The sequence below is a fragment of the Limnohabitans sp. YIMB22184 genome, assembly GCF_048020265.1.
Taxonomy (GTDB): domain Bacteria; phylum Pseudomonadota; class Gammaproteobacteria; order Burkholderiales; family Burkholderiaceae_C; genus Limnohabitans_A.
The window spans coordinates 2,678,563-2,697,544 of sequence record NZ_CP171843.1; the positions used below are offsets into that span (position 1 = coordinate 2,678,563).

20 protein-coding genes are annotated in these 18,982 nt (G+C 62.3%); 6 read left to right on the plus strand and 14 right to left on the minus strand.

Annotated features, from left to right (window positions below):
* The 10 genes from ACHEXL_RS12310 to hpaR form a co-directional block, all read right to left on the minus strand.
* On the minus strand, positions 1-1,014 hold the full coding sequence (locus ACHEXL_RS12310; protein WP_416559707.1) for a 2-dehydropantoate 2-reductase: 1,014 nt from the start codon (positions 1,012-1,014) through the stop codon (positions 1-3).
* Complete coding sequence (locus tag ACHEXL_RS12315; RefSeq protein ID WP_416559708.1) at positions 1,011-1,799, minus strand: class II aldolase/adducin family protein; 789 nt, start codon at positions 1,797-1,799, stop codon at positions 1,011-1,013. The genes ACHEXL_RS12310 and ACHEXL_RS12315 overlap by 4 nt, the downstream gene beginning before the upstream one ends.
* 93 nt (positions 1,800-1,892) lie before the next feature.
* Complete coding sequence (locus ACHEXL_RS12320; protein ID WP_416559709.1) at positions 1,893-2,708, minus strand: aldolase/citrate lyase family protein; 816 nt, start codon at positions 2,706-2,708, stop codon at positions 1,893-1,895.
* Positions 2,709-2,875: 167 nt separating this feature from the next.
* Positions 2,876-3,697: a 2-oxo-hept-4-ene-1,7-dioate hydratase gene (gene hpaH, locus ACHEXL_RS12325; protein WP_416559710.1), complete on the minus strand. Its 822-nt coding sequence runs from the start codon at positions 3,695-3,697 to the stop codon at positions 2,876-2,878.
* A gap of 3 nt (positions 3,698-3,700) precedes the next feature.
* Entirely contained in the window at positions 3,701-4,132 is a 432-nt protein-coding gene (locus ACHEXL_RS12330; protein ID WP_416559711.1) for a 5-carboxymethyl-2-hydroxymuconate isomerase, read from the minus strand.
* A gap of 12 nt (positions 4,133-4,144) precedes the next feature.
* Complete coding sequence (hpaD, locus tag ACHEXL_RS12335; protein WP_416559712.1) at positions 4,145-5,071, minus strand: 3,4-dihydroxyphenylacetate 2,3-dioxygenase; 927 nt, start codon at positions 5,069-5,071, stop codon at positions 4,145-4,147.
* A 2-nt stretch (positions 5,072-5,073) separates the two neighbouring features.
* Positions 5,074-6,543, minus strand: coding sequence for a 5-carboxymethyl-2-hydroxymuconate semialdehyde dehydrogenase (gene hpaE, locus ACHEXL_RS12340; protein WP_416559713.1), 1,470 nt, complete (start codon positions 6,541-6,543; stop codon positions 5,074-5,076).
* A gap of 2 nt (positions 6,544-6,545) precedes the next feature.
* Complete coding sequence (locus ACHEXL_RS12345; protein ID WP_416559714.1) at positions 6,546-7,322, minus strand: fumarylacetoacetate hydrolase family protein; 777 nt, start codon at positions 7,320-7,322, stop codon at positions 6,546-6,548.
* On the minus strand, positions 7,319-7,963 hold the full coding sequence (locus ACHEXL_RS12350; RefSeq protein ID WP_416559715.1) for a fumarylacetoacetate hydrolase family protein: 645 nt from the start codon (positions 7,961-7,963) through the stop codon (positions 7,319-7,321). The genes ACHEXL_RS12345 and ACHEXL_RS12350 overlap by 4 nt, the downstream gene beginning before the upstream one ends.
* On the minus strand, positions 7,960-8,463 hold the full coding sequence (hpaR, locus tag ACHEXL_RS12355; RefSeq protein WP_416559716.1) for a homoprotocatechuate degradation operon regulator HpaR: 504 nt from the start codon (positions 8,461-8,463) through the stop codon (positions 7,960-7,962). The genes ACHEXL_RS12350 and hpaR overlap by 4 nt, the downstream gene beginning before the upstream one ends.
* A 370-nt stretch (positions 8,464-8,833) precedes the next feature.
* Here hpaR and ACHEXL_RS12360 point away from each other — a divergent pair, with 370 nt between their 5' ends.
* From ACHEXL_RS12360 to radA, 3 genes are read left to right on the plus strand one after another with little or no spacing between them, the layout of a single operon-like run.
* Complete coding sequence (locus ACHEXL_RS12360; RefSeq protein WP_416559717.1) at positions 8,834-9,610, plus strand: hypothetical protein; 777 nt, start codon at positions 8,834-8,836, stop codon at positions 9,608-9,610.
* A gap of 9 nt (positions 9,611-9,619) precedes the next feature.
* Positions 9,620-10,669, plus strand: a complete 1,050-nt coding sequence (locus ACHEXL_RS12365) for an NAD(P)H-dependent flavin oxidoreductase (RefSeq protein ID WP_416559718.1) — start codon at positions 9,620-9,622, stop codon at positions 10,667-10,669.
* 28 nt (positions 10,670-10,697) lie between these two features.
* Complete coding sequence (gene radA, locus ACHEXL_RS12370; RefSeq protein ID WP_416559719.1) at positions 10,698-12,074, plus strand: DNA repair protein RadA; 1,377 nt, start codon at positions 10,698-10,700, stop codon at positions 12,072-12,074.
* A gap of 3 nt (positions 12,075-12,077) precedes the next feature.
* Here radA and ACHEXL_RS12375 read toward each other — a convergent pair whose 3' ends face one another.
* Positions 12,078-13,631 (minus strand): DUF5666 domain-containing protein, encoded by a 1,554-nt coding sequence (locus ACHEXL_RS12375; RefSeq protein ID WP_416559720.1) that lies wholly within the window; start codon positions 13,629-13,631, stop codon positions 12,078-12,080.
* Between the two features lie 110 nt (positions 13,632-13,741).
* On the opposite strand from ACHEXL_RS12375, the gene ACHEXL_RS12380 reads away from it, so the two are divergent.
* The 3 genes from ACHEXL_RS12380 to ACHEXL_RS12390 all read left to right on the plus strand — a co-directional run bounded on the left by ACHEXL_RS12380 (position 13,742) and on the right by ACHEXL_RS12390 (position 15,431).
* Positions 13,742-14,182, plus strand: a complete 441-nt coding sequence (locus tag ACHEXL_RS12380; RefSeq protein WP_416559721.1) for a glycerate kinase — start codon at positions 13,742-13,744, stop codon at positions 14,180-14,182.
* Positions 14,183-14,274: 92 nt separating this feature from the next.
* Complete coding sequence (locus ACHEXL_RS12385) at positions 14,275-15,213, plus strand: branched-chain amino acid transaminase (RefSeq protein WP_291929920.1); 939 nt, start codon at positions 14,275-14,277, stop codon at positions 15,211-15,213.
* A gap of 11 nt (positions 15,214-15,224) precedes the next feature.
* Complete coding sequence (locus ACHEXL_RS12390; protein WP_108363833.1) at positions 15,225-15,431, plus strand: zinc-finger domain-containing protein; 207 nt, start codon at positions 15,225-15,227, stop codon at positions 15,429-15,431.
* 50 nt (positions 15,432-15,481) lie between these two features.
* Here ACHEXL_RS12390 and ACHEXL_RS12395 read toward each other — a convergent pair whose 3' ends face one another.
* The 3 genes from ACHEXL_RS12395 to ACHEXL_RS12405 form a co-directional block, all read right to left on the minus strand.
* Positions 15,482-16,834, minus strand: coding sequence for a HAMP domain-containing sensor histidine kinase (locus ACHEXL_RS12395; protein WP_416559722.1), 1,353 nt, complete (start codon positions 16,832-16,834; stop codon positions 15,482-15,484).
* Between the two features lie 8 nt (positions 16,835-16,842).
* Positions 16,843-17,544 carry a response regulator gene (locus tag ACHEXL_RS12400; protein WP_416559723.1) on the minus strand — a complete coding sequence of 234 codons (702 nt, stop codon included), beginning with the start codon at positions 17,542-17,544 and terminating at the stop codon, positions 16,843-16,845.
* A 63-nt stretch (positions 17,545-17,607) separates the two neighbouring features.
* Positions 17,608-18,972, minus strand: a complete 1,365-nt coding sequence (locus ACHEXL_RS12405) for an AmpG family muropeptide MFS transporter (RefSeq protein ID WP_416559724.1) — start codon at positions 18,970-18,972, stop codon at positions 17,608-17,610.
* Positions 18,973-18,982 lie beyond the last annotated feature (10 nt).

Below are 18,982 nucleotides of genomic sequence, written 5' to 3' on the forward strand. Positions count from 1 at the left end.
TCATTGTGCAGGGTACAGGCCCAAGCCCCTGGCATGCAGGCGACTGAGGCCCAGCAGTGCATCGATGAATGGCGTGGCGACCCCGGTCAGTTGGCCCAGTTCGCGCACCGCGCCCACCAGCGCATCGAGCTCGACCGGTTTGCCCGACTGCACGTCTTGCAGCATGGAGGTGCGGAACGCACCCAGCTTGCGCGTGACCGCGTGGCGGTCTTCGGGTTGCTGCTCGATGGGAATGCCGACGCACGCGCCGATGGCCTTGGCTTCGAGCATCATCGCCGACACAAAGCTGCGCACCAGTTCGTCGTCCAAAATCCGGTCGGTGGTGGCTCCGGTGAAGGCACTGATCGGGTTGATCGTCATGTTGCCCCAGAGCTTGTACCAAATGTCTTTCTGGATTTGTGGCGACAGCGTGGCGTTGAAGCCCGCCAGGCGCAACAGTGCGTGCAGCGCCTGCACCCTCGGTGTGCTCTCGCCCGAAGGTTCGCCCACAATCAAACCGTCGCCAAAGTGGTGACGAACGACGCCGGGCGCATCGACCGAGCAACTGGCATGCACCACGCAGCCGATGATGTGCGCGGCAGGCAGGGCCTGAGCAATTTCGCCTTGCGGGTCCACAGAAGCCAATGCACGGTCTGCCACCGGCCCGCCAAAGCCTTGCAAAAACCACCACGGCACACCATTCATGGCTGTCAGCACCACGGTGCGGGGACCGATCAACGGGTCTACCTGCTGCGCCACCGAAACCAATGCGGGGGCCTTGACCGCGATCACCACCAGATCCTGCACGCCCAGTACGGCAGCGTCGTTGCTCGCGTTCACCGGCACGGTGAGCAACTCACCGCCTTGATGCAATTGCAAGCCCTGCTGCTGCAAAGCTTGAAGCGTGTCCCCGCGTGCCAATACGCTGAGCTGCGCACCAGCACGGGCCAGGTGCACGCCCATCCAGCCGCCGATGGCCCCTGCACCCACGATGGCGATTTTTTGGAAAGGCATCTCGTTCATCTTGTCGCTCATGCGCGCCACCCTGTGTCTTGTTTGTCCATCTGGCGCACCAGTGCTTCAAAAACGTCCTGCCCGGCCCCATGGTTGGGGTTGAACTGCAGCGCGTCACGTGTGCATTTGGCGGCAATCGCCTCGGGCACGGGGATGGGTGTGCCCATGCTTTGCGTGGCCAGCTGGATTTCGCAGGCACGCTGCAACGTCCACAAGATCGCAAAGGTCTGCGGCAGTGTTTGACCCCAGGCCAGCAGGCCATGGTTGCGCAGGATCACAGCGGGCTTGTCGCCAATGCTTGTCAGCACGCGCGGCCCTTCCTCGGCATGAATGGTGATGCCCTCGAAGTCGTGGTATGCCACCATGCCGTGCAGCTGGGCCGAATAAAAGTTGCTTTGCGAGAGGCCGTCCTTCAGGCAGGCCACGGCCACACCCGCCGTGGTGTGGGTGTGCATCACGCAATGCGCGCCATTGATGCCGCCGTGCAGCGTGGCATGCACCACAAAGCCAGCCGGATTGACCTTGTAGGGCGAGCCGTCCAGCACCTCGCCCGCCATGTTGATCTTGACCAGGTTGCTGGCCGTGACTTCGCTGTAGTGCAGGCCAAAGGGGTTGATCAGGAACTGCTTGTCACCGCCCGTCACGCTGTCGGGCAGCCGCACGGTGATGTGGTTGTAGATCATCTCGGTCCAGCCAAGCATGGCGAACACGCGGTAGCAAGCCGCCAACTGCAAGCGCGCTTGCCACTCGTCTGGGTGCACCCGTGCTTGCAGCGAAGGCACCACGGGCTGTGGACATGGAAACATCGTGATCTCCTTTTAATTGGGGTCAGAACCCAAAAGTTGATTTGGTCGGCTGGCAGCCATTAATTGGGATCTGACCCCAATTCATTCAATCGTTCAGTAGGTGCTGCCTTTGGCAGACACGGCTGCGGTGACTTCGGCTTTGAAGTGCGCGGCCAGTTCGGTGGTTTGGCGCATCAGGATTTGGGTGTCGAGCCCCACGGCCACAAACACCGCACCGAGCTTGAGGTAATGCGCGGCCAGCTGCCGATCAGGCGTGAGGATGCCGGGGGCCTTGCCCGCTTTGAGGATGCGGGCGATGGCGTCTTCAATCGCGGCCTGCACCTCAGGGTGTGCGGCATTGCCTACATGGCCCATGGAGGCCGAGAGGTCCGCCGGGCCAATGAACACGCCATCCACACCCGGCGTGGCGGCAATCGCGTCGAGGTTTTTCAAGGCTCGGCGCGACTCGACCTGCACGATCAGACAGACCTCTTCGTTGGCACGCTTGAAGTAGTCAGGGAAATGACCCCAGCGCGAAGCCCGGGCCCCGGCCATGCCGCGCACGCCGCCTTGGCCGTCGTCTTGGGGGTAACGCATGGCCTGCACCAGTTGCGCGGCCTGCTCGGGGGTTTCGACCATGGGCACCAAGATGTTTTGCGCGCCGAGGTCCAGGTATTGTTTGATGAGCGCGGTCTCGCCCACCGGCACGCGGGCCACCGGGTGGCTGACCGGGTAAGCGGCCAGGGTTTGCAGCTGGGCCTGGATGGTGCGCAAGTCATTGGGCGCGTGTTCGCCATCAATGACCAACCAATCGAACCCGGCCAGGGCACAGATTTCGGCGGTGTAGGCACTGCACAGGCCCATCCACAGACCGATTTGGGGCTGTTGGTTTTGCAGGGCTTTTTTGAAAAGATTCACCGGGGTGTTCATGGGACGTTTCCTCGTTTTAAAGGGATGAAGGCTTGCAGGTTATTGGGGACAGGGTGGTGGCTCGGGCGATGTGGCAAAGCGAAGCGCCTCTGAGCCTGGGCCGCCACCCCGTCCCCAGCAGCCTCCCGCTATTGCAAGGCGAAGCCACTTCAGGCACATCCCAAGGCTCAAACAAACCGAAACTCCAGCTTGCCCAACGGCCCGTAGTCCGCGTCGAACACATCGCCCAATTTAGCTGGAGCGGGTTTGGTGAACGAACCGGCCAGCACGATCTCGCCCGCCTGCAGGTGCTCACCCCAGGGCGCGAGCTTGTTGGCCAGCCAGGCGATGCCCACGGCCGGATGGCCCTGCACGCCAGCGGCCAGGCCGGTTTCTTCGACCACGCCGTTCTGGCGAAGGATGGCGCCGCACCAGGGCAGGTCGGTGATGTGCGGATCGACGCGCCTGGCACCGAGCACGATGCCCGCGTTGGCGGCGTTGTCGCTGATGGTGTCGTACACCTTGCGCATCACCTTGGTGTGGCGGTCAAACTGCTCGATGCGCGAGTCGATGATCTCGATGGCCGGGGTCACGTAGTCGGTGGCGTCCAGCACCTGCTCCACTGTGACATTCGGGCCGCACAACGCTTTTTTGAGGATGAAGGCCAGCTCCACCTCGACGCGCGGGGCGATGAAATCCGTGAAAGGGATGTCCAGCACATGGCCCGGGGTGCAGGTGTAGCGCATGTCGTCGAGCAGGGTGCCATAGTCGGGCTCGTCGATCTGGCTGGATACCTGCATGGCGCGGCTGGTCAGGCCAATCTTGTGGCCGATCATGGTGCGCCCCTCGGCGAACTTGATGGCCATCCAGGCGCGGTTGATGCGGTAACCGTCTTCGATGGTCATGCTCGGGAAGCGCTTGGAGAAGTGCTCGATCTGCACACGGGATTTTTCGGACTGATTCAGTTCCTGCGCAAGTTGCCGGATCTGGTCTTCGGTGAAAACGGACATGGCTCAGGCCTTGTTGAAAAGCGGATGGATGTTGCTGTGCTTGGCGTCAAACACTTCAGGGCCCACATCGATCTGCAGTGTGATCCCAATGTGGCGTTGCGCCATGACGGGCGCGAAGAAAGCCTTGGCAACTTCGAGCAAGGTCTGGCCTGCGCGTTGCTGTGTGGCTTCGCTGCGGCCACGGCCCATGCGCACATTCAGGTACACAAAGGCGTAGTCGCCTGTACCGCCCGCCGCTTCACCGGCTGCGCCACCATCGGCCACCGCGTAGTGCGGTGCGGGGTAGGCCAGCACGCGTGTGCCACCCGTGGGGAAGACCTGTTTGCCTTCTTCGTCCTTGACGGTGAGCATGGCGTCCGCCATCTGACGGCACAGGGTGGTCATGTGGACCTCATGGTCGAGCTGACCGGTGTAGAGGATGACGAGATGCGGCATGCCTTGTTCTCCTCAAAGCCTCGTGCTGATGGCGGTGTAGCCCTCAGCATGGCTGGCCACCGGCGCGGGCACCTGCGCGCCGTCCTGCGGCGTCACTTCAAAGATGGCATTGAGCTGGCCCGTGCCCGATGCGCCAAAGTAAGGGGTGACCATGTCCACGCCACCGTCATAGCCCGTCCAACCCAAGGCGCCCATCAGCATGGCGGTGTCGTGCATGAAACCTTCGCCGTGGCCCTTGCTGGCGTACTCGGGCAGCATCTCGCAAAAGGCTTTCCACTCGCGGTTGGCCCACATCTGCAAGACCTGCTTGTCCAGCTGCTCCAGAAAGGGGCTCCAGATCTTGTGGGCAAACTCGGGTGCCAAGCCGTTTTGCGCAAAGCGGTGGCTAAGCGAGCCGCTGGCCAGAAAGGCTACCTTGCCGTCGTAATGCTTTTCCACCGCCTCGCGCATGGCCCAGCCCAGGCGGGCGCTGTCGTTCAGGTAATGCACCATGCACAGGGCCGAGACCGAGACCACCTTGAAGTGCTGGTCCTCGTTCATGTAGCGCAGTGGCACCAGCGTGCCGTACTCGGGGTCCAGCGTGGTGTTGTCGTGCGCCAGCGTTTCCACGCCGTGTTCGTTGGCGACCTTGGCCAGCAGGTGCCCCAGCTCGGGGTTGCCCGGCGACTCAAAGGCCATGTGGTGGATGAAGTGGGGCAGCTCGTTGCTGGTGTACTTGCCCTTGAAGTGCGGCGCGCAGTTGATGTGGTAATTCGCGTTGACCAGCCAGTGCGTGTCGAACACCACCAGCGTGTCCACACCGAGCGCGCGGCAGCGGCGGCTGATTTCCTTGTGGCCGTCGATCGCGCTTTGGCGCGTGCCAAAGCGCGGGCCAGGCTGCTCACTCAGGTACATGCTGGGCACGTGGGTGATTTTGGCCGCGAGGGCGAGTTGTCCCATGTTCAGACTCCCCAATGCGGAATGTGGTGCGAGCCCATCGACACCGCCACGTTCTTGGGTTCACAGAACACTTCATAGCTCCAGGTGCCGCCTTCACGGCCGGTGCCGCTGGCCTTGGTGCCGCCAAAGGGCTGGCGCAGGTCGCGCACGTTCTGGCTGTTGACGAAGCACATGCCGGCTTCGATGGCGGCGGCCACGCGGTGGGCGCGACCGATGTTCTCCGTCCAGACATAGCTGGAGAGGCCGTATTCGATGTCGTTGGCCTTTTCAATCGCGTCCGCCTCGTCCTTGAACGGAATCAGGCAGGCTACCGGGCCGAAGATTTCTTCCTGCGCGATGCGCATGCGGTTGTCGACATCGGCAAACACGGTGGGCCAGACGAAGTTGCCGTTTCGCACATGGGCGGGCAGATCGGCGGCGTAGCCGGGCTGGTCCAGGCCACCGCAAAGCATCGTCGCGCCTTCTTTGGACCCGAGTTCGATGTAGCTGCGCACCTTGGCCAGGTGGGCTTTGCTGATCATCGGGCCGACGATGGTTTTTTCATCCAGCGGGTCGCCCACCACGATGCGTTTGGCGCGCTCGGCAAACTTGGCGGCAAAGTCGGCGTAGATGCTTAGCTGCACCAGGATGCGGCTGCCCGCAGTGCAGCGCTCGCCGTTGTTGCTGAAGATCATGAAGACGGCGGCGTCCAATGCGCGGTCCAGATCAGCGTCTTCAAAAATCACAAACGGGCTCTTGCCGCCGAGTTCCATGCTGAATTTTTTCAGGCCCGCGCTTTGCACGATGCGGTTACCGGTGACGGTGGAGCCGGTGAAGCTGATGGCGCGCACATCGCGGTGCGAGACCAGCGGCTCGCCCGCGTCCTTGCCGTAGCCATGCACGAGGTTGAGCACACCCGGGGGCACGCCGGCTTCGAGCGCCAGTTCGCCCAGACGCGCAGCGGTCAATGGCGAGAGTTCGCTCATCTTGAGCACGGCGGTGTTGCCAAAGGCCAGGCAGGGCGCGACCTTCCAGGTGGCCGTCATGAAGGGCACGTTCCAGGGGCTGATCAGCGCGCACACGCCCACCGGGTGGAACAGGGTGTAGTTCAGGTGCGTGGGCGTGGGGTAGGTGTGACCGTCCACGCGCGTGCACATCTCGGCAAAGTAGTGGAAGTTGTCGGCCGCGCGCGGCACCAGTTGCTTGCCTGTCTGGCTGATGGTCTGGCCACAATCCCTGGTTTCAGTTTCGGCGATCTCTGGCACGTGTTTCGTGATGAGGTCTCCGAGCTTGCGCATGACCTTGGCGCGCTCGGTGGCGGGCGTGGCGGCCCACTTGGGGAAGGCGGCCTTGGCGGCAGCGACTGCGGCATGAACTTCCGCTTCGCCGCCCGAGGCGACTTCGGCCAGCACTTCCTGTGTGGCCGGGTTGGCGGTCTCGAAGTAGTCGCTGCTGGCGACGCTTTTGCCGTTGATCAGGTGGTCGATTTTCATGTTCAGGCTTTCACGATGGTGTTGGTCAGCTGGCCGATGCCTTCGATCTCGGTGACGATCACGTCGCCGGGCTCCACGTTCACGATGCCGTCGGGCGTGCCGGTCAGGATCAGGTCGCCAGGGTTGAGCGTCATGAAACTGCTGAAGTACTCGATCAGCGTGGGCACGTCGAAAATCATGTCGGCGGTGCTGCCGCTTTGCGTGACCTGGCCGTTGACGGTAGTCTGCAGCTTGAGCGCCATCGGGTTGGGTATGTCGGCTGCATCGACCAGCCAGGGGCCTATGGGCGTGCAGGTGTCGCGGTTTTTCACGCGCAGGTTGGGGCGGTACCAGTTTTCCAGGTAATCGCGGATCGCGTAGTCGTTGGCCACGGTGTAGCCAGCAATGTAGTCATAGGCATCGGCTTTCTTCACGCGGCGTGCGGTGCGGCCGATCACCACGGCCAGCTCGCATTCGTAGTGCATGTAGCTCACGTCGGCCGGGCGCTTGGTGAAGGCTTTGTGACCGATCAATGAGGCCTCGCCTTTCATGAAGGCCAGCGGTTCTTCAGGGGCCTTGAAGGCGAGCTCTTTGGCGTGGTCGGCGTAGTTCAGGCCCAGTGCGATCACGGTGCGTGCCTGCGGCACGGGTGCGAGCGGGGGCAGCCAGACGACATTGTCAAACGCCACGCGGCGGCCGGCGTGCGGGCCCTGGGTGAGCAACAAACATGAACCATTGGGACCGTCGGCTTCGACGGCGTCGTGGATGGCGCCGGACCAGGCGATGCGTGCGTGTTTCATGCGGCACCTCCGACGGTGGTGATGACAGAGGCGAAGCCCGGCGCGGAAATCTCCACCCGGTCACCGGCTTTGGCACGTGGGCGCGTGCCGTCTACTAGGCAGTCGGTGCCGACCATCAGCACATCGCCAGGCTGCAGCGTCATGAACTCACCCACATCGGCGAGCAGCGCAGGCAAGTCACGCACCAGATCACGCAGATCCACGCTGTGCACCAGATCGCCATTGCGGCGCACCGCGATCTGCAGCGCGGCCCAGTCCTGCACCTGGCCAGGTGTCATCTGCTGCGGCAGACCCAGAAAACCATCGCGGCAACGGAACTTGACCGGAGGCCGGTAGTAACTGGTGTGCGGCACGCTCCAGTCGTTCAGCAGCACCGCACCCTCCACCTGAGCCTGCTCGCCCATCACCAGACCCAGGGTGGCACCGATGTCCACCTCTGTCACGCCGTCCTGCAGCAACAGGTCCTGGCCCGTGGAGCAAAAAGTGTTGGCGGTTTTCACGTAAAGCACAGGTGCCGTGGGGGCCGCCTTGTGCGGGTCTTGCGTCATTCGCGCGGACCAGAGGTCCCATTCCCGGCGGAAATTGAGCAGGGTGCCGTATACCGTGCCTTCAGGGGTCCATGCGGGTGTCCACGGGTTCATTGTTCGCCCTCCTCGGGCAGTTTTTCGACCAGTTCCTCGGCCGTTTGCGTGTCAGGGCTTTCCAGCGCGATCAGTTCATCCAGTAAGGCGTAGATCTGCCTGAGCTTGCCTTTGCCCAGCTGCCGCTCCATCCAGCTGTAATGAGCCTCAATGGTTTGCGACAGCGCCTGTACCTTGTCCAGTCCCAGAGCCGTAGCACGCACCACACTGCGGCGGGCATCCTGCGGGCAGCGCTCGCGCACGATCAGGCCATCCCGCTCCATCCGCGAAAGCACGCCCGTCAGGCTGGGCCCAAGCAAATAAGCCTCGCTGGCTACGCGACCGGTTTCGATGCCCGCCGGGTCATGGGCATGCTCGCCCAGGACGCGCAACACACGCCATTGTTGGTCGGACAGACCATGCTCACGCAAGCTCGGGCGCGTGTGGGCCATGACGGCCTCACGCGCCTGCAGCAGCAGGCGCGGCAGGTTGCGGTGAACAAAGGGGGTAGAACGGCTCATTTATTTAACATGTTAAATGAATTCCAGCCTCTACCCATGCGGGTTTGTACCGAGGCACGCCATCACACACCCCAAGGCGATGAGACTTTTCCAATAAGATGCCTGAGCACCTGGAGTTCTCGTGGTCCTTGTCCGTCATTTGAAGCATTGGTTACTGGTCGCATGCCTGAGTCTCGTGGGGCTCGGATGTGCAGCCCAGTCTGCGTCGGATTGCAAACCCGCCCCAGAAAACGTCGCCGAGTTGGTGCAAATCCGTCCACGTTTTCATACGGTCAAGGGGCCTTTGGCTGAGTTCGACCCTTGTCACAAAGCATCCAGACTGTCCGTTCCCTCCCGCTGGAATGGCAGTCCGCTTCCGAGCAAACCGCCTTTGGTCATCATTGCGCACGGCGGCGGCGGCCTGGGCATGCTTGAAAACAACTTGGCCACAGCGCTGCGCAAGCACGACATCGCTACACTGGTTTTTGACGCCTACCAGCTCAACGGTTTTTACCAAGGCTACCCCTTTTGGGGGTCACAAGCGACCAACGAATCGCGCCAGCGCATGATCTACAAAGCCGCCAAAGGCGCTTACGAATGGGCCCTCACTCAGTCAGACAAAGTCGACACCCGGGCCATCTTCCTCCAAGGCGTGTCAAACGGTGCAGCGGTGGTGGCCAACCTGGCCAGCGTGGTCAATCCCGAACATGTTCGAGGTGTCATCCCGGAAAGCCTGCCGGGCATGGGCATTGGCCTGCCCGACACCGTGGCCGTGCCAGTCCGGCTTGTCTTTGGCAAGTTGGACAACTACGGTGGCAAACACCAAGAGGATTGGATGTGGCAGCGCCAAGAAAGCTGCCGCGTGAATGGTCTGCCAAGCCCCGAGATCCCGATGGGCAATGCACAACAATGCAACTGGCGACAAAACCCAACCCAGATGACCGAAAAACCCATCGACTGGATGCAACGGCTTAAAAGCCAAGGCGCAGACATCGACATTTGGTTTTACGATCACGCTGCTCACGGCATTCTTCAAGGTCCCATCGACCGCAAAATGCTGACCTACGGCACAGACAACACCACCTTCTCATGGACCGGTTCCGACTCTTCCGCCAAGGAAAAAATGTTGGCCGATCTGGTCAAACTGATTCAAAGCCCACGGCCCTGACACGAACACATGAAGCCCCATCACCGATTGCTGGACATCCTGCCTCCCATCGTGCAAGCCCCCATGGCTGGCGTGCAAAACCACCGACTTGCAGCCTCTGTGTGCGAAGCCGGTGGCCTGGGTTCATTGCCAGCGGCCATGCTCAGCCTGTCGGACCTGAAAAGCGAACTCCAAGCGCTGGACCAATCCACCCGAAATCCTTACAACGTCAACTTCTTTTGCCACGCCCCGCCCGCACCCGATGCCGCCCGTCAGCAGGGTTGGCATCGGGCCCTGGCACCTTATTACCGCGAGCTGGGACTCGACCCTGAAACCATTCCGACAGGGCCGGGACGCGTGCCCTTCAGCGCCGAAGCGGCCCATGTGCTGGAGGCCTTTCGTCCGGCGGTGGTGAGTTTTCACTTTGGGCTGCCGTCTCCCGAACTGGTCGCCCGCATCAAAAGCTGGGGCAGCCTGATCCTGTCTTCGGCCACCACCGTGTCCGAAGCCTTGTGGCTGCAGGCCCACGGGGCGGACGCCATCATTGCGCAGGGCCTGGAGGCCGGGGGACACCGAGGCATGTTCCTCACCGACGACCTCAGCACCCAGGTGGGCACCTTTGCCCTGCTGCCCCAGATCGTGCAGGCGGTCCAATTGCCGGTGATTGCGGCTGGCGGGATCAGCAGCGCGGCAGGCATCGCGGCCGCCAAGGCGCTGGGCGCCGCAGGCGTGCAGGTCGGCACCGCCTACCTCTGCAGCCACGAAGCCACCACCAGCGCTCTGCACCGCAGCACCTTGCAGTCGCCCGCCGCACAGCACACCGCCTTAACCACCCTGTTTTCTGGACGTCCGGCGCGCGGCATCGTCAATCGCTTGATGCGCGAACTCGGCCCCCTCAACGCTGCAGCACCCGCTTTCCCCTTGGCCACGGCCGCCATCTCGCCACTGCGCACGGCGGCAGAAGCTGAGGGCAGCAGCGATTTCACGCCGCTGTGGTCGGGCCAGAATGCCAGTGGCTGCCGCGATTTACCCGCCGCCGACATCACCCGCGAATTACTGCAGGCATGGGCCAGCGCATGAGCCTTGCGCTCAGGCACACTTGCACCCCATGGCCAAAGACAAATCGATATTCACCTGCACCGAATGCGGCGGCACCAGCGCCCGCTGGATGGGCAAATGCCCCAGCTGCAACGCCTGGAACACCCTGATCGAAGGCAGCACCGAGCCGGCGGCTGGCAAGAACCGCTTTGGCTCGGTCCATGCCTCGCTGGCCCCCACCTCGGAGGTGTTGCCACTCGCCCAAATCGAAGCGGCAGATTTTGAACGCCACCCCACCGGCATCGACGAGCTCGACCGGGTGCTGGGCGGCGGCATGGTCGAAGGCGGCGTGGTGTTGATCGGCGGCGATCCGGGCATCGGCAAATCCACCTTGTTGCTGCAAGCGGTGGACGCGCTGCAGCGCAGCGGCATGAACACCCTGTATGTGACGGGCGAAGAAAGCGGCGCGCAGGTGGCCATGCGCTCGCGCCGCCTGGGCTTGCCCGACTCGCAAGTGCCGGTGCTGCCCGAGATCCAGCTCGAAAAAATCCTGCACACCCTGCAATCGCGCCAGCCGGGCATCGCCATCATCGACTCGATCCAGACGGTGTATTCGGACCAACTCACCAGCGCCCCCGGCTCGGTGGCACAGGTGCGCGAATGCGCGGCGCACCTGACGCGTACCGCCAAATCCACCGGCACCACCATCGTGCTGGTCGGCCATGTGACCAAAGAAGGCGCACTGGCTGGCCCCCGCGTGCTGGAGCACATGGTGGACACGGTGCTTTACTTTGAAGGCGACACCCATTCGAACTTCCGTTTGATCCGCGCCATCAAGAACCGCTTTGGTGCGGTGAACGAAATCGGCGTGTTCGCGATGACTGAAAAAGGCCTCAAGGGCGTGAGCAATCCCAGCGCCATCTTTTTGAGCCAACACGCCGAGCCCGTGCCCGGCAGCTGCGTCATGGTCACGCTCGAAGGCACACGCCCGCTACTGGTCGAGATTCAAGCCCTGGTCGACAGCGGCGGCCCATCACCTCGCCGCTTGAGCGTGGGCCTGGACCGCGACCGCCTGGCCATGTTGCTGGCGGTGTTGCACCGCCATGCGGGTGTGGCCTGCATGGACCAAGACGTTTTTGTGAATGCCGTGGGTGGCGTGCGCATCAGCGAACCGGCCGCCGACCTGGCCGTGATGCTGGCGATCACCAGCAGCTTGCGCGGCAAGCCCCTGCCCAAAGGCTTCATCGCCTTTGGCGAAGTGGGTCTGGCGGGCGAAGTGCGTCCCGCTCCGCGCGGACAGGACCGCCTGAAAGAAGCAGCCAAGCTGGGCTTCACCACCGCTGTCATTCCCAAAGCCAACGCCCCCAAAACCCCCATCCCTGGCATGCGCGTGCATGCTGTGGAAAGGATTGAGGAGGCGATGGGGGTGGTGCGCGAACTGGATTAAACGTCAATCGTCATGGTCGCTGAAGCCGTTCTTGACTTCCAGCTTGATGACCTGAAAGACGTTGTTGGCGTCAATATAACCTTTGGCTTCGACATAACTGCCGTTGGCAGGGGCACCGTGCTCGAACCTGGTATTGACTGAAGACTGTGCGTTGTACACAACGCCCAGTCGCGTCAATTTGAAAGCGCCGGCCACCCCTGACCAGTCACTGACCTGGCCATACATTTCAAAAACACGGCCCGCGCTGGCATTGCCACCAGAAGCCGCCTTGATTTCCACCTTGGTAGCAAGCAGTTTTCCGTCGACATAGCGTCCCTTGACTTCCACGAACGCACCGTTGCTGAGAGTTGCCAAAGACCCGTAAGGGAAATATGCCGCGCTTGCATCCACGTTCACACCTTGCACCGTGAAGCTGCTGCCGTTCAAATTGCTGAGGGCACCGTAAAACTCGTTGCTGTAGCTTGTCGTGGCACCGCCGGTACCCGTGAAGCTGCGCTCGCCTTCGACTTCAACACGCATCGCGGCCAACACTGAACCAGACCATGTTCCCTTGATTTCATAGACAGTACCCGCCGTCAATGTGGCGCCGCTGACTTCAACGCCGCCCACCGTCCACCGGGTGCCGTCCAAGACCGCGACACCTTCAATCTTGGCGTAGCTGGGAAGGCTGGGCGAGTCTTGGAAACGGGTCAAATACGATGCGTTGATCAGCTGCAGACGTGAAGCGGTCAGTGTTGTACCGCTCCATTGGCTGATGTCTGCAGCCAAAGCCCTCACGGCATCGCCCACCACGGGGGTACTGCCTGACGGCTGAAGACTGCAACCGTTGCAATTGACGGTGATGCTGTTGCTGGCATCTGTCTTGACGGTGTAGTTGTTCCCCGAGATCGCTGTGATGGTGCCCCGTACCGCCACATCCATGGCATGCGCTGAAGCGCTGGTGACCACGACACGCGTTGCCAAAAAGCGCCCATCGGATTGCGGCGAACCGTAAACAGTGAGCAGTGGGTTCCCGCCAAGTGCCGCCAGCTGCGTCAAGTTGGTGATGGGGGTACCTGTTGCAGTGCCATCGGCTGTGCCGCCATAGGTTGTGGCGCTGCTGAGTTGGACCGTTTGTATCGGCAATGTCAGCGTGAGTGCGGACGTGTCCACCGCGCTCATCGTGCCGCGCACACCGCCCACAACGCGGATGCGGGCAGCACGGCCCAGGTTTTGCGCGTCATCCACATCTCCGAACAGTGCCACCGTCATGCCCAAAGCCAAGGGGCTGTTGAACGCCGAGGTGTTGCTGTCGTAGCTGTTGCTGAAGTCGTCGCCGTCGTAGACCACGGCATCGGTGGTTTCAAAGCGCACGCCATTGACCACGATGGAACCCAGCCCAGTGATAGCGCCTTGGTAAGTGGCCGAAACACCACTGAATGTGGCCGCTCCCGCTGGATTCGTGGACCAGTCTACTGAGGTGTTGTTATCTGGCGTATCGCCGCCGCCTCCACCACCACAGGCCACCAGGAAACTGCTGGTCAGCAAAAGCAGGGGCATCCATTTAAACCGTGACATCAAAACTCCATCAAAGACGAAAAAGCAAAGTTTGAGCCCCTCCTCTGAAGCTCGGCTTAAGCGAAAATGCCGTGAATAAACACGCACCGTACAAGGCACAATCCACCCCCATGAATTTCACCAAAATACTGACACCGCTGGCCATCATTGTGTTCACCGTGGGGGCTTGGCAGGCCTTTCAATGGGCGGGCATTGCCTTGGCCGCGGGAGGCGTGGTCATGTGGGTCCTGCTGCACTTCACACGCATGGTCACCATCCTGAAAAAAGCCGCCAACCGGCCCATCGGCCATGTGGCCAGCGCCGTGATGCTCAACGCCAAACTGAAAAAAGGCGTCACCTTGATGCACGTGATCGCCATGACACGCTCGCTGGGTGCGCTGCAGACCGTAAAAGACGCTCAGCCCGAGGTTTACCGCTGGACCGATGCTGGCCAGTCGCGTGTGGACTGCACCTTTGTCGGTGGCAAATTGACCGAATGGTCACTGGAGCGCCCCGCTTCTGAAGGCAGCGAAGCCACCACACCAGACAGCGCAACCCCTGCCCTCGACTGAGCCCGGGTGGCGCCAGCGCTACCCCCCCGAACGCGAGACCTTAAAATCTCCTTTTTGTATTGTTGACTGCCCCTTCTTTAAAGGACACTTTCATGAGCGTTGTCATTCCTTCGATGTCAGACCGTGACGGCAAAATCTGGATGGACGGCCAGATGGTCGATTGGCGCGATGCCAAGATCCATGTGCTGAGCCACACCCTGCACTACGGCTGCGGCGCTTTTGAAGGCGTTCGCGCTTACAAAACCGAGCAAGGCACCGCCATCTTCCGGCTGCAAGAGCATACCGACCGCCTGTTCAACAGCGCCAAGATCCTGCGCATGGCGATCCCCTTCACCAAAGAGCAGGTCAACGAAGCCCAGCGCGCCGTGGTGCGTGAAAACAAGCTCGAAAGCGGCTACATCCGCCCCTTGACCTGGATCGGCGACAAAAAGCTGGGCGTCAGCCCCAAGGGCAACACCATCCACCTGATGGTGGCCGCCTGGACCTGGGGCGCTTACCTGGGCGAAGAGGGCATGAAGCGCGGCATCCGCGTCAAGACCAGCAGCTACACCCGCCACCATGTCAACATCACCATGACGCAAGCCAAGGCGGTGAGCAACTACACCAACTCCATCCTGGCCAACATGGAAGTGACCGACGAAGGTTACGACGAAGCCCTGTTGCTCGACACCTCGGGCTTTGTGTCCGAAGGCGCGGGCGAGAACATCTTTGTGGTCAAAGATGGCGTGATCTACACCCCCGATTTGTCGGCTGGCGCCCTGAATGGCATCACCCGCAACACCGTGTTCCACATCGCCAAGGACCTGGGCCTGGAGATCGTGCAAAAGCGCATCACCCGCGACGAGATCTACATCGCCGATGAAGCCTTCTTCACCGGCACCGCCGCCGAAGTCACGCCCATCCGCGAACTCGACCGCATCCAGCTGGGCGCGGGCAGCCGTGGCCCGGTGACCGAGAAAATCCAGACCGCGTTCTTTGACATCGTAAACGGCCGCAACCCCAAGTACGCCCACTGGCTGACCCGGGTTTGAGGAGTTCAAGCATGAGTACCCAAGCCGTTGAACTGCTGGCCGCCGACCTGAACCCTCAGGGCGGTGTGTTTTGCCCCAGCCCCAAAGCCGACATGAAACTCTGGAACAGCCACCCCAAGGTCTATCTGGACGTGGCCAAAACCGGTGAAGCCAAGTGTCCTTATTGCGGCACCGTTTACAAACTCAAAGCGGGCGAGGTAGTGGGCCACCACCACTGAGCACCCGGTGCCGCCATCTGCGAGATGGCCGGACAAATCACGGCGAACACTCAGGTGTTCGCCGTTTTGCTTTGGGGCAAGCTCACCTCGAAGCAAGCACCACCACCGGGCCGGTCTGTGCACTGCACCCGACCGCCATGGCGCTCGGCTATCGATTTGACCAGCGACAGCCCCAAGCCAACGCCGCCGACGCGTTCACTGGCGCCGGGTAGGCGGAAAAAAGGCTCGAATATCCGCTCACGGTATTCAGGGGGTACGCCCGGGCCATGGTCACAAACGGTGATGCGAACCGTTGAACCCTGCTGAGTCAAGGTCAGGGCAATGTCACCGTCCTCTACTGCTTGCTGACCACTCGCCCCGTAACGCCGTGCGTTCTCCAGCAGGTTGCGCACCAGACGCCGCAGCAGCTTGGCCACCCCCGGCACCTCCAGCTGCGGCTGACCTGGCGGCACTTCCAGCGTCGCCCCCACCCGTGCGCACTCTTCGGCACACAGCCCCACCAGATCCACGGCCTCCACGGTGCCAATACCGGCTTCCTGGGCATCCAGGCGACTGGCCAGCAAGATCTCGTCGATCAGCTGGTCCAGCTCGGCCATGTTGCGCAAAATTTCGGCCCGGCTGCGGGCCTGCGCGGATGCATCGGCCGTGGGGCTGCCCATCAACTCCAGCCCCATGCGGATGCGGGCCAGCGGCGAGCGCAACTCGTGCGAGGCATTGGCCAGCAATGACTTTTGCGAAGCCATGAGGCCTTCGATGCGTTCGGCCGCCGCATTGAAGCGCTCGGACAGGTCGGCCACCTCGTCGTCGCCCTGCACCGGCACGCGCACCGACAAATCGCCTTCACCCCAACGCTGTACACCACGCTGCAGACCTTCCAGCCGCTGCGTGAGCCTGCGCACCACCGGGTACAGCCCCATCGCCACCGCCAGGCCAATCAGGCCCAGCATCCAGAAAAACCCCGAAGGCTTGGCCCACCAGGGCATGTCCTTGCGCAGGTGAGGGGGTAAATGGGGTGGGAAATGGGATGAAAAAGGCCCCGCATCTCCGGGTCCAAAACCTGGCATGCCCGGCATGGCGTGGGGGCGGTCCCGCTCCCCATTGCGCTCCCCATTACGCTCCCCGCTCCGCTGCACTTGCAACTGGAGCTGCTGCCCATCGGGCAAGGTCAGATCAAATGCCAACGGTGCACCCGGCCCGGTCCGCGTGGTACTGGCCAGCACTTCACCTTGGGCATTGAGCACCACCCACTCTCGCGGAACGGGCGGGGCCGCATGGTGCTCGACCGTAGCGCGCCAGGCCCAGCCCACCACCAGCATGAGCAGCGTCACCACCAGCACCACGGCTAGCCAGATGCGCAGGTACAGGTGGCGTGACCAGTGGCGCGAAAAACGGCGAATGGGCATGTGGGCGCTCAGTCTTGTTGACGGGCAAACACATAGCCCACACCGCGCACCGTCAGGATGCGTTGCGGCGCTTTGGGGTCCGCCTCGATGGCGGCGCGGATGCGGCCCATGTGCACATCGATCGAGCGGTCAAAGGCTTCCAGCTCCCTGCCGCGCACGGCCTCCATGATCTGGTCACGCGTGAGCACGCGACCCGCACGTTCGGCCAAGGCCACCAACAGGTCGTATTGATAAGAAGTCAGATCACACACCTGCCCCTTGACGCTGACGCGTCGGGCATCGCGGTCGATCTCGAGCGAGCCGAATTGCATCAGCTGTTGGGCGGTATCAGGGGTAGTGTTTTGGCGGCGCAAAATGGCCTTGATGCGGGCCAGCAACTCGCGCGGCTCAAAGGGCTTGGGCAAGTAATCGTCAGCGCCCATTTCCAGGCCAATGATGCGATCCATCGGATCGCCTTTGGCCGTGAGCATGAGCACCGGGACCTGGCCCTGGCTCCCAGGCAAGGCGCGGATGCGTTGACACACCTGCAGGCCGTCCATGTCGGGCAGCATCAGGTCCAAGATCACCAGATCGACGTCCGCACTTTGCAATCGGGCCAGACCACTCTGCGCATCGGGCGCGTGGGCCACAGCAAACCCGTTTTGCCCCAGATAGTCCACCACCATGCCCGCCAGACGGGCATCGTCTTCGATCATCAAGAGTTGTTGCATGGTCCGATCATCGCCGGAGTTGGAAAAACGGTCGTATCGCTTGCGTAAAGATGGGTAAATTTGTCACTCTGGCGCAGACAGTTTGGCAGGGGCCCGCGCATGCACCCTCGAGGCCAGTGCCACCAGCAGCAGCACAGGCACACCCAACCAGGCCGTGGCCGTGAAAAAGCTCGCATAACCGTGCGCGTCGACAAAGTCGCCCGAAAACCCCGCAATGAATTTGGGCAGCAACAGCATCATGGAGCTGAGCAGCGCATATTGCGTGGCCGAATAACTGATGTTGGTGAGCGAGGACAAATAAGCGATGAAGGCCGCAGACGCAATGCCGCTGGCCAGGTTGTCGGCCGAGATGACCCAAACCAAGGCCTGCACATCGTGCCCCACACCACTGAGCCAGACAAACAGCATGTTGCTGGCCGCACTGAGCGCGGCGCCCAGCATGAGCACACGCATGACGCCCAAGCGTGCCGACAGCACGCCGCCCACAAAAGCCCCCACCAAAGTCATGATGACGCCATACACCTTGGTCACGCTGGCCACCTCGGTTTTGGTGAAGCCCATGTCCACATAAAACGGGTTGGCCATGATGCCCATGACGACATCGCTGATGCGGTAGACCGCGATCAGCGCCAGCAACAGCACTGCCTGCCAGCGGTAACGCACCCAGAAATCGGCAAAAGGCTCGACCACCGCACCCTTGAGCCACTCGGCCACATTGCGCGCGGGCGCCAAGGGTGCGGGCACCGGCTCGGGCGAGGCCAGCACCACCCACATGCCGGGCAGCATGCTCAGCGCCATCACCAAATAAGCCGCTTGCCAAGCCGATTGCGAGTAGCCCGTGGTTTGCTCGCCTTGGGCCCAGGCGGCCACCCACAACACGCCCGCCCCGGCCCAAATCATGGCCAGGCGGTAGCCCGTTTGGTAACTGGCCGCCAAGGCGGCTTGGGCGTTCACCTCGGCCGACTCGATGCGATAGGCGTCCAACGCAATGTCTTGTGTGGCTGAGGCCACAGCGACCGCCAGAGCGCAGGCCACCAAAGGGCCGAGCAGTTGCGAGGGGTCACTCAAAGCCATGCCCACCAAGCCGAGCGCGATGACCAGCTGCGACAGCAGCAACCAACTGCGCCTGCGCCCGAGCTGGCGTGTGAGCCAAGGTATGGGCATGCGGTCCACCAGGGGGGCCCACATCCATTTCACGCCATAGGCCAGGCCTACCCAGCTGAGGTAACCGATGGTGCTGCGGTCAATGCCCGCCTCACGCAACCGAAAGCTGAGCGTGCCCAGCACCAACAGCAACGGCAAACCCGCCGCAAAACCCAGCGCCAGCATGCGCTGGCTGGCGGGCTGCAAATACAGGCGCAGCGCCTCGCGCCAGGTGCGCACGGTGCTCGGCGGGGCGTTTTCGGAGGGGGTTGCGGTTTCGGCCATGCGCCCATTA

Coding starts and splice junctions, on each gene's coding strand:
- hpaR (WP_416559716.1), bottom strand. CDS start 8,463: ATGAGCCGTTCTACCCCCTTTGTTCACCGCAACCTGCCGCGCCTGCTG.
- ACHEXL_RS12405 (WP_416559724.1), bottom strand. CDS start 18,972: ATGGCCGAAACCGCAACCCCCTCCGAAAACGCCCCGCCGAGCACCGTG.
- ACHEXL_RS12365 (WP_416559718.1), top strand. CDS start 9,620: ATGAAGCCCCATCACCGATTGCTGGACATCCTGCCTCCCATCGTGCAA.
- ACHEXL_RS12315 (WP_416559708.1), bottom strand. CDS start 1,799: ATGTTTCCATGTCCACAGCCCGTGGTGCCTTCGCTGCAAGCACGGGTG.
- ACHEXL_RS12390 (WP_108363833.1), top strand. CDS start 15,225: ATGAGTACCCAAGCCGTTGAACTGCTGGCCGCCGACCTGAACCCTCAG.
- ACHEXL_RS12400 (WP_416559723.1), bottom strand. CDS start 17,544: ATGCAACAACTCTTGATGATCGAAGACGATGCCCGTCTGGCGGGCATG.
- ACHEXL_RS12350 (WP_416559715.1), bottom strand. CDS start 7,963: ATGAACCCGTGGACACCCGCATGGACCCCTGAAGGCACGGTATACGGC.
- ACHEXL_RS12310 (WP_416559707.1), bottom strand. CDS start 1,014: ATGAGCGACAAGATGAACGAGATGCCTTTCCAAAAAATCGCCATCGTG.
- ACHEXL_RS12330 (WP_416559711.1), bottom strand. CDS start 4,132: ATGCCGCATCTCGTCATCCTCTACACCGGTCAGCTCGACCATGAGGTC.
- hpaH (WP_416559710.1), bottom strand. CDS start 3,697: ATGTCCGTTTTCACCGAAGACCAGATCCGGCAACTTGCGCAGGAACTG.
- ACHEXL_RS12380 (WP_416559721.1), top strand. CDS start 13,742: ATGAATTTCACCAAAATACTGACACCGCTGGCCATCATTGTGTTCACC.
- ACHEXL_RS12395 (WP_416559722.1), bottom strand. CDS start 16,834: ATGCCCATTCGCCGTTTTTCGCGCCACTGGTCACGCCACCTGTACCTG.
- ACHEXL_RS12385 (WP_291929920.1), top strand. CDS start 14,275: ATGAGCGTTGTCATTCCTTCGATGTCAGACCGTGACGGCAAAATCTGG.
- ACHEXL_RS12375 (WP_416559720.1), bottom strand. CDS start 13,631: ATGTCACGGTTTAAATGGATGCCCCTGCTTTTGCTGACCAGCAGTTTC.
- ACHEXL_RS12320 (WP_416559709.1), bottom strand. CDS start 2,708: ATGAACACCCCGGTGAATCTTTTCAAAAAAGCCCTGCAAAACCAACAG.
- hpaE (WP_416559713.1), bottom strand. CDS start 6,543: ATGAAAATCGACCACCTGATCAACGGCAAAAGCGTCGCCAGCAGCGAC.
- ACHEXL_RS12345 (WP_416559714.1), bottom strand. CDS start 7,322: ATGAAACACGCACGCATCGCCTGGTCCGGCGCCATCCACGACGCCGTC.
- radA (WP_416559719.1), top strand. CDS start 10,698: ATGGCCAAAGACAAATCGATATTCACCTGCACCGAATGCGGCGGCACC.
- hpaD (WP_416559712.1), bottom strand. CDS start 5,071: ATGGGACAACTCGCCCTCGCGGCCAAAATCACCCACGTGCCCAGCATG.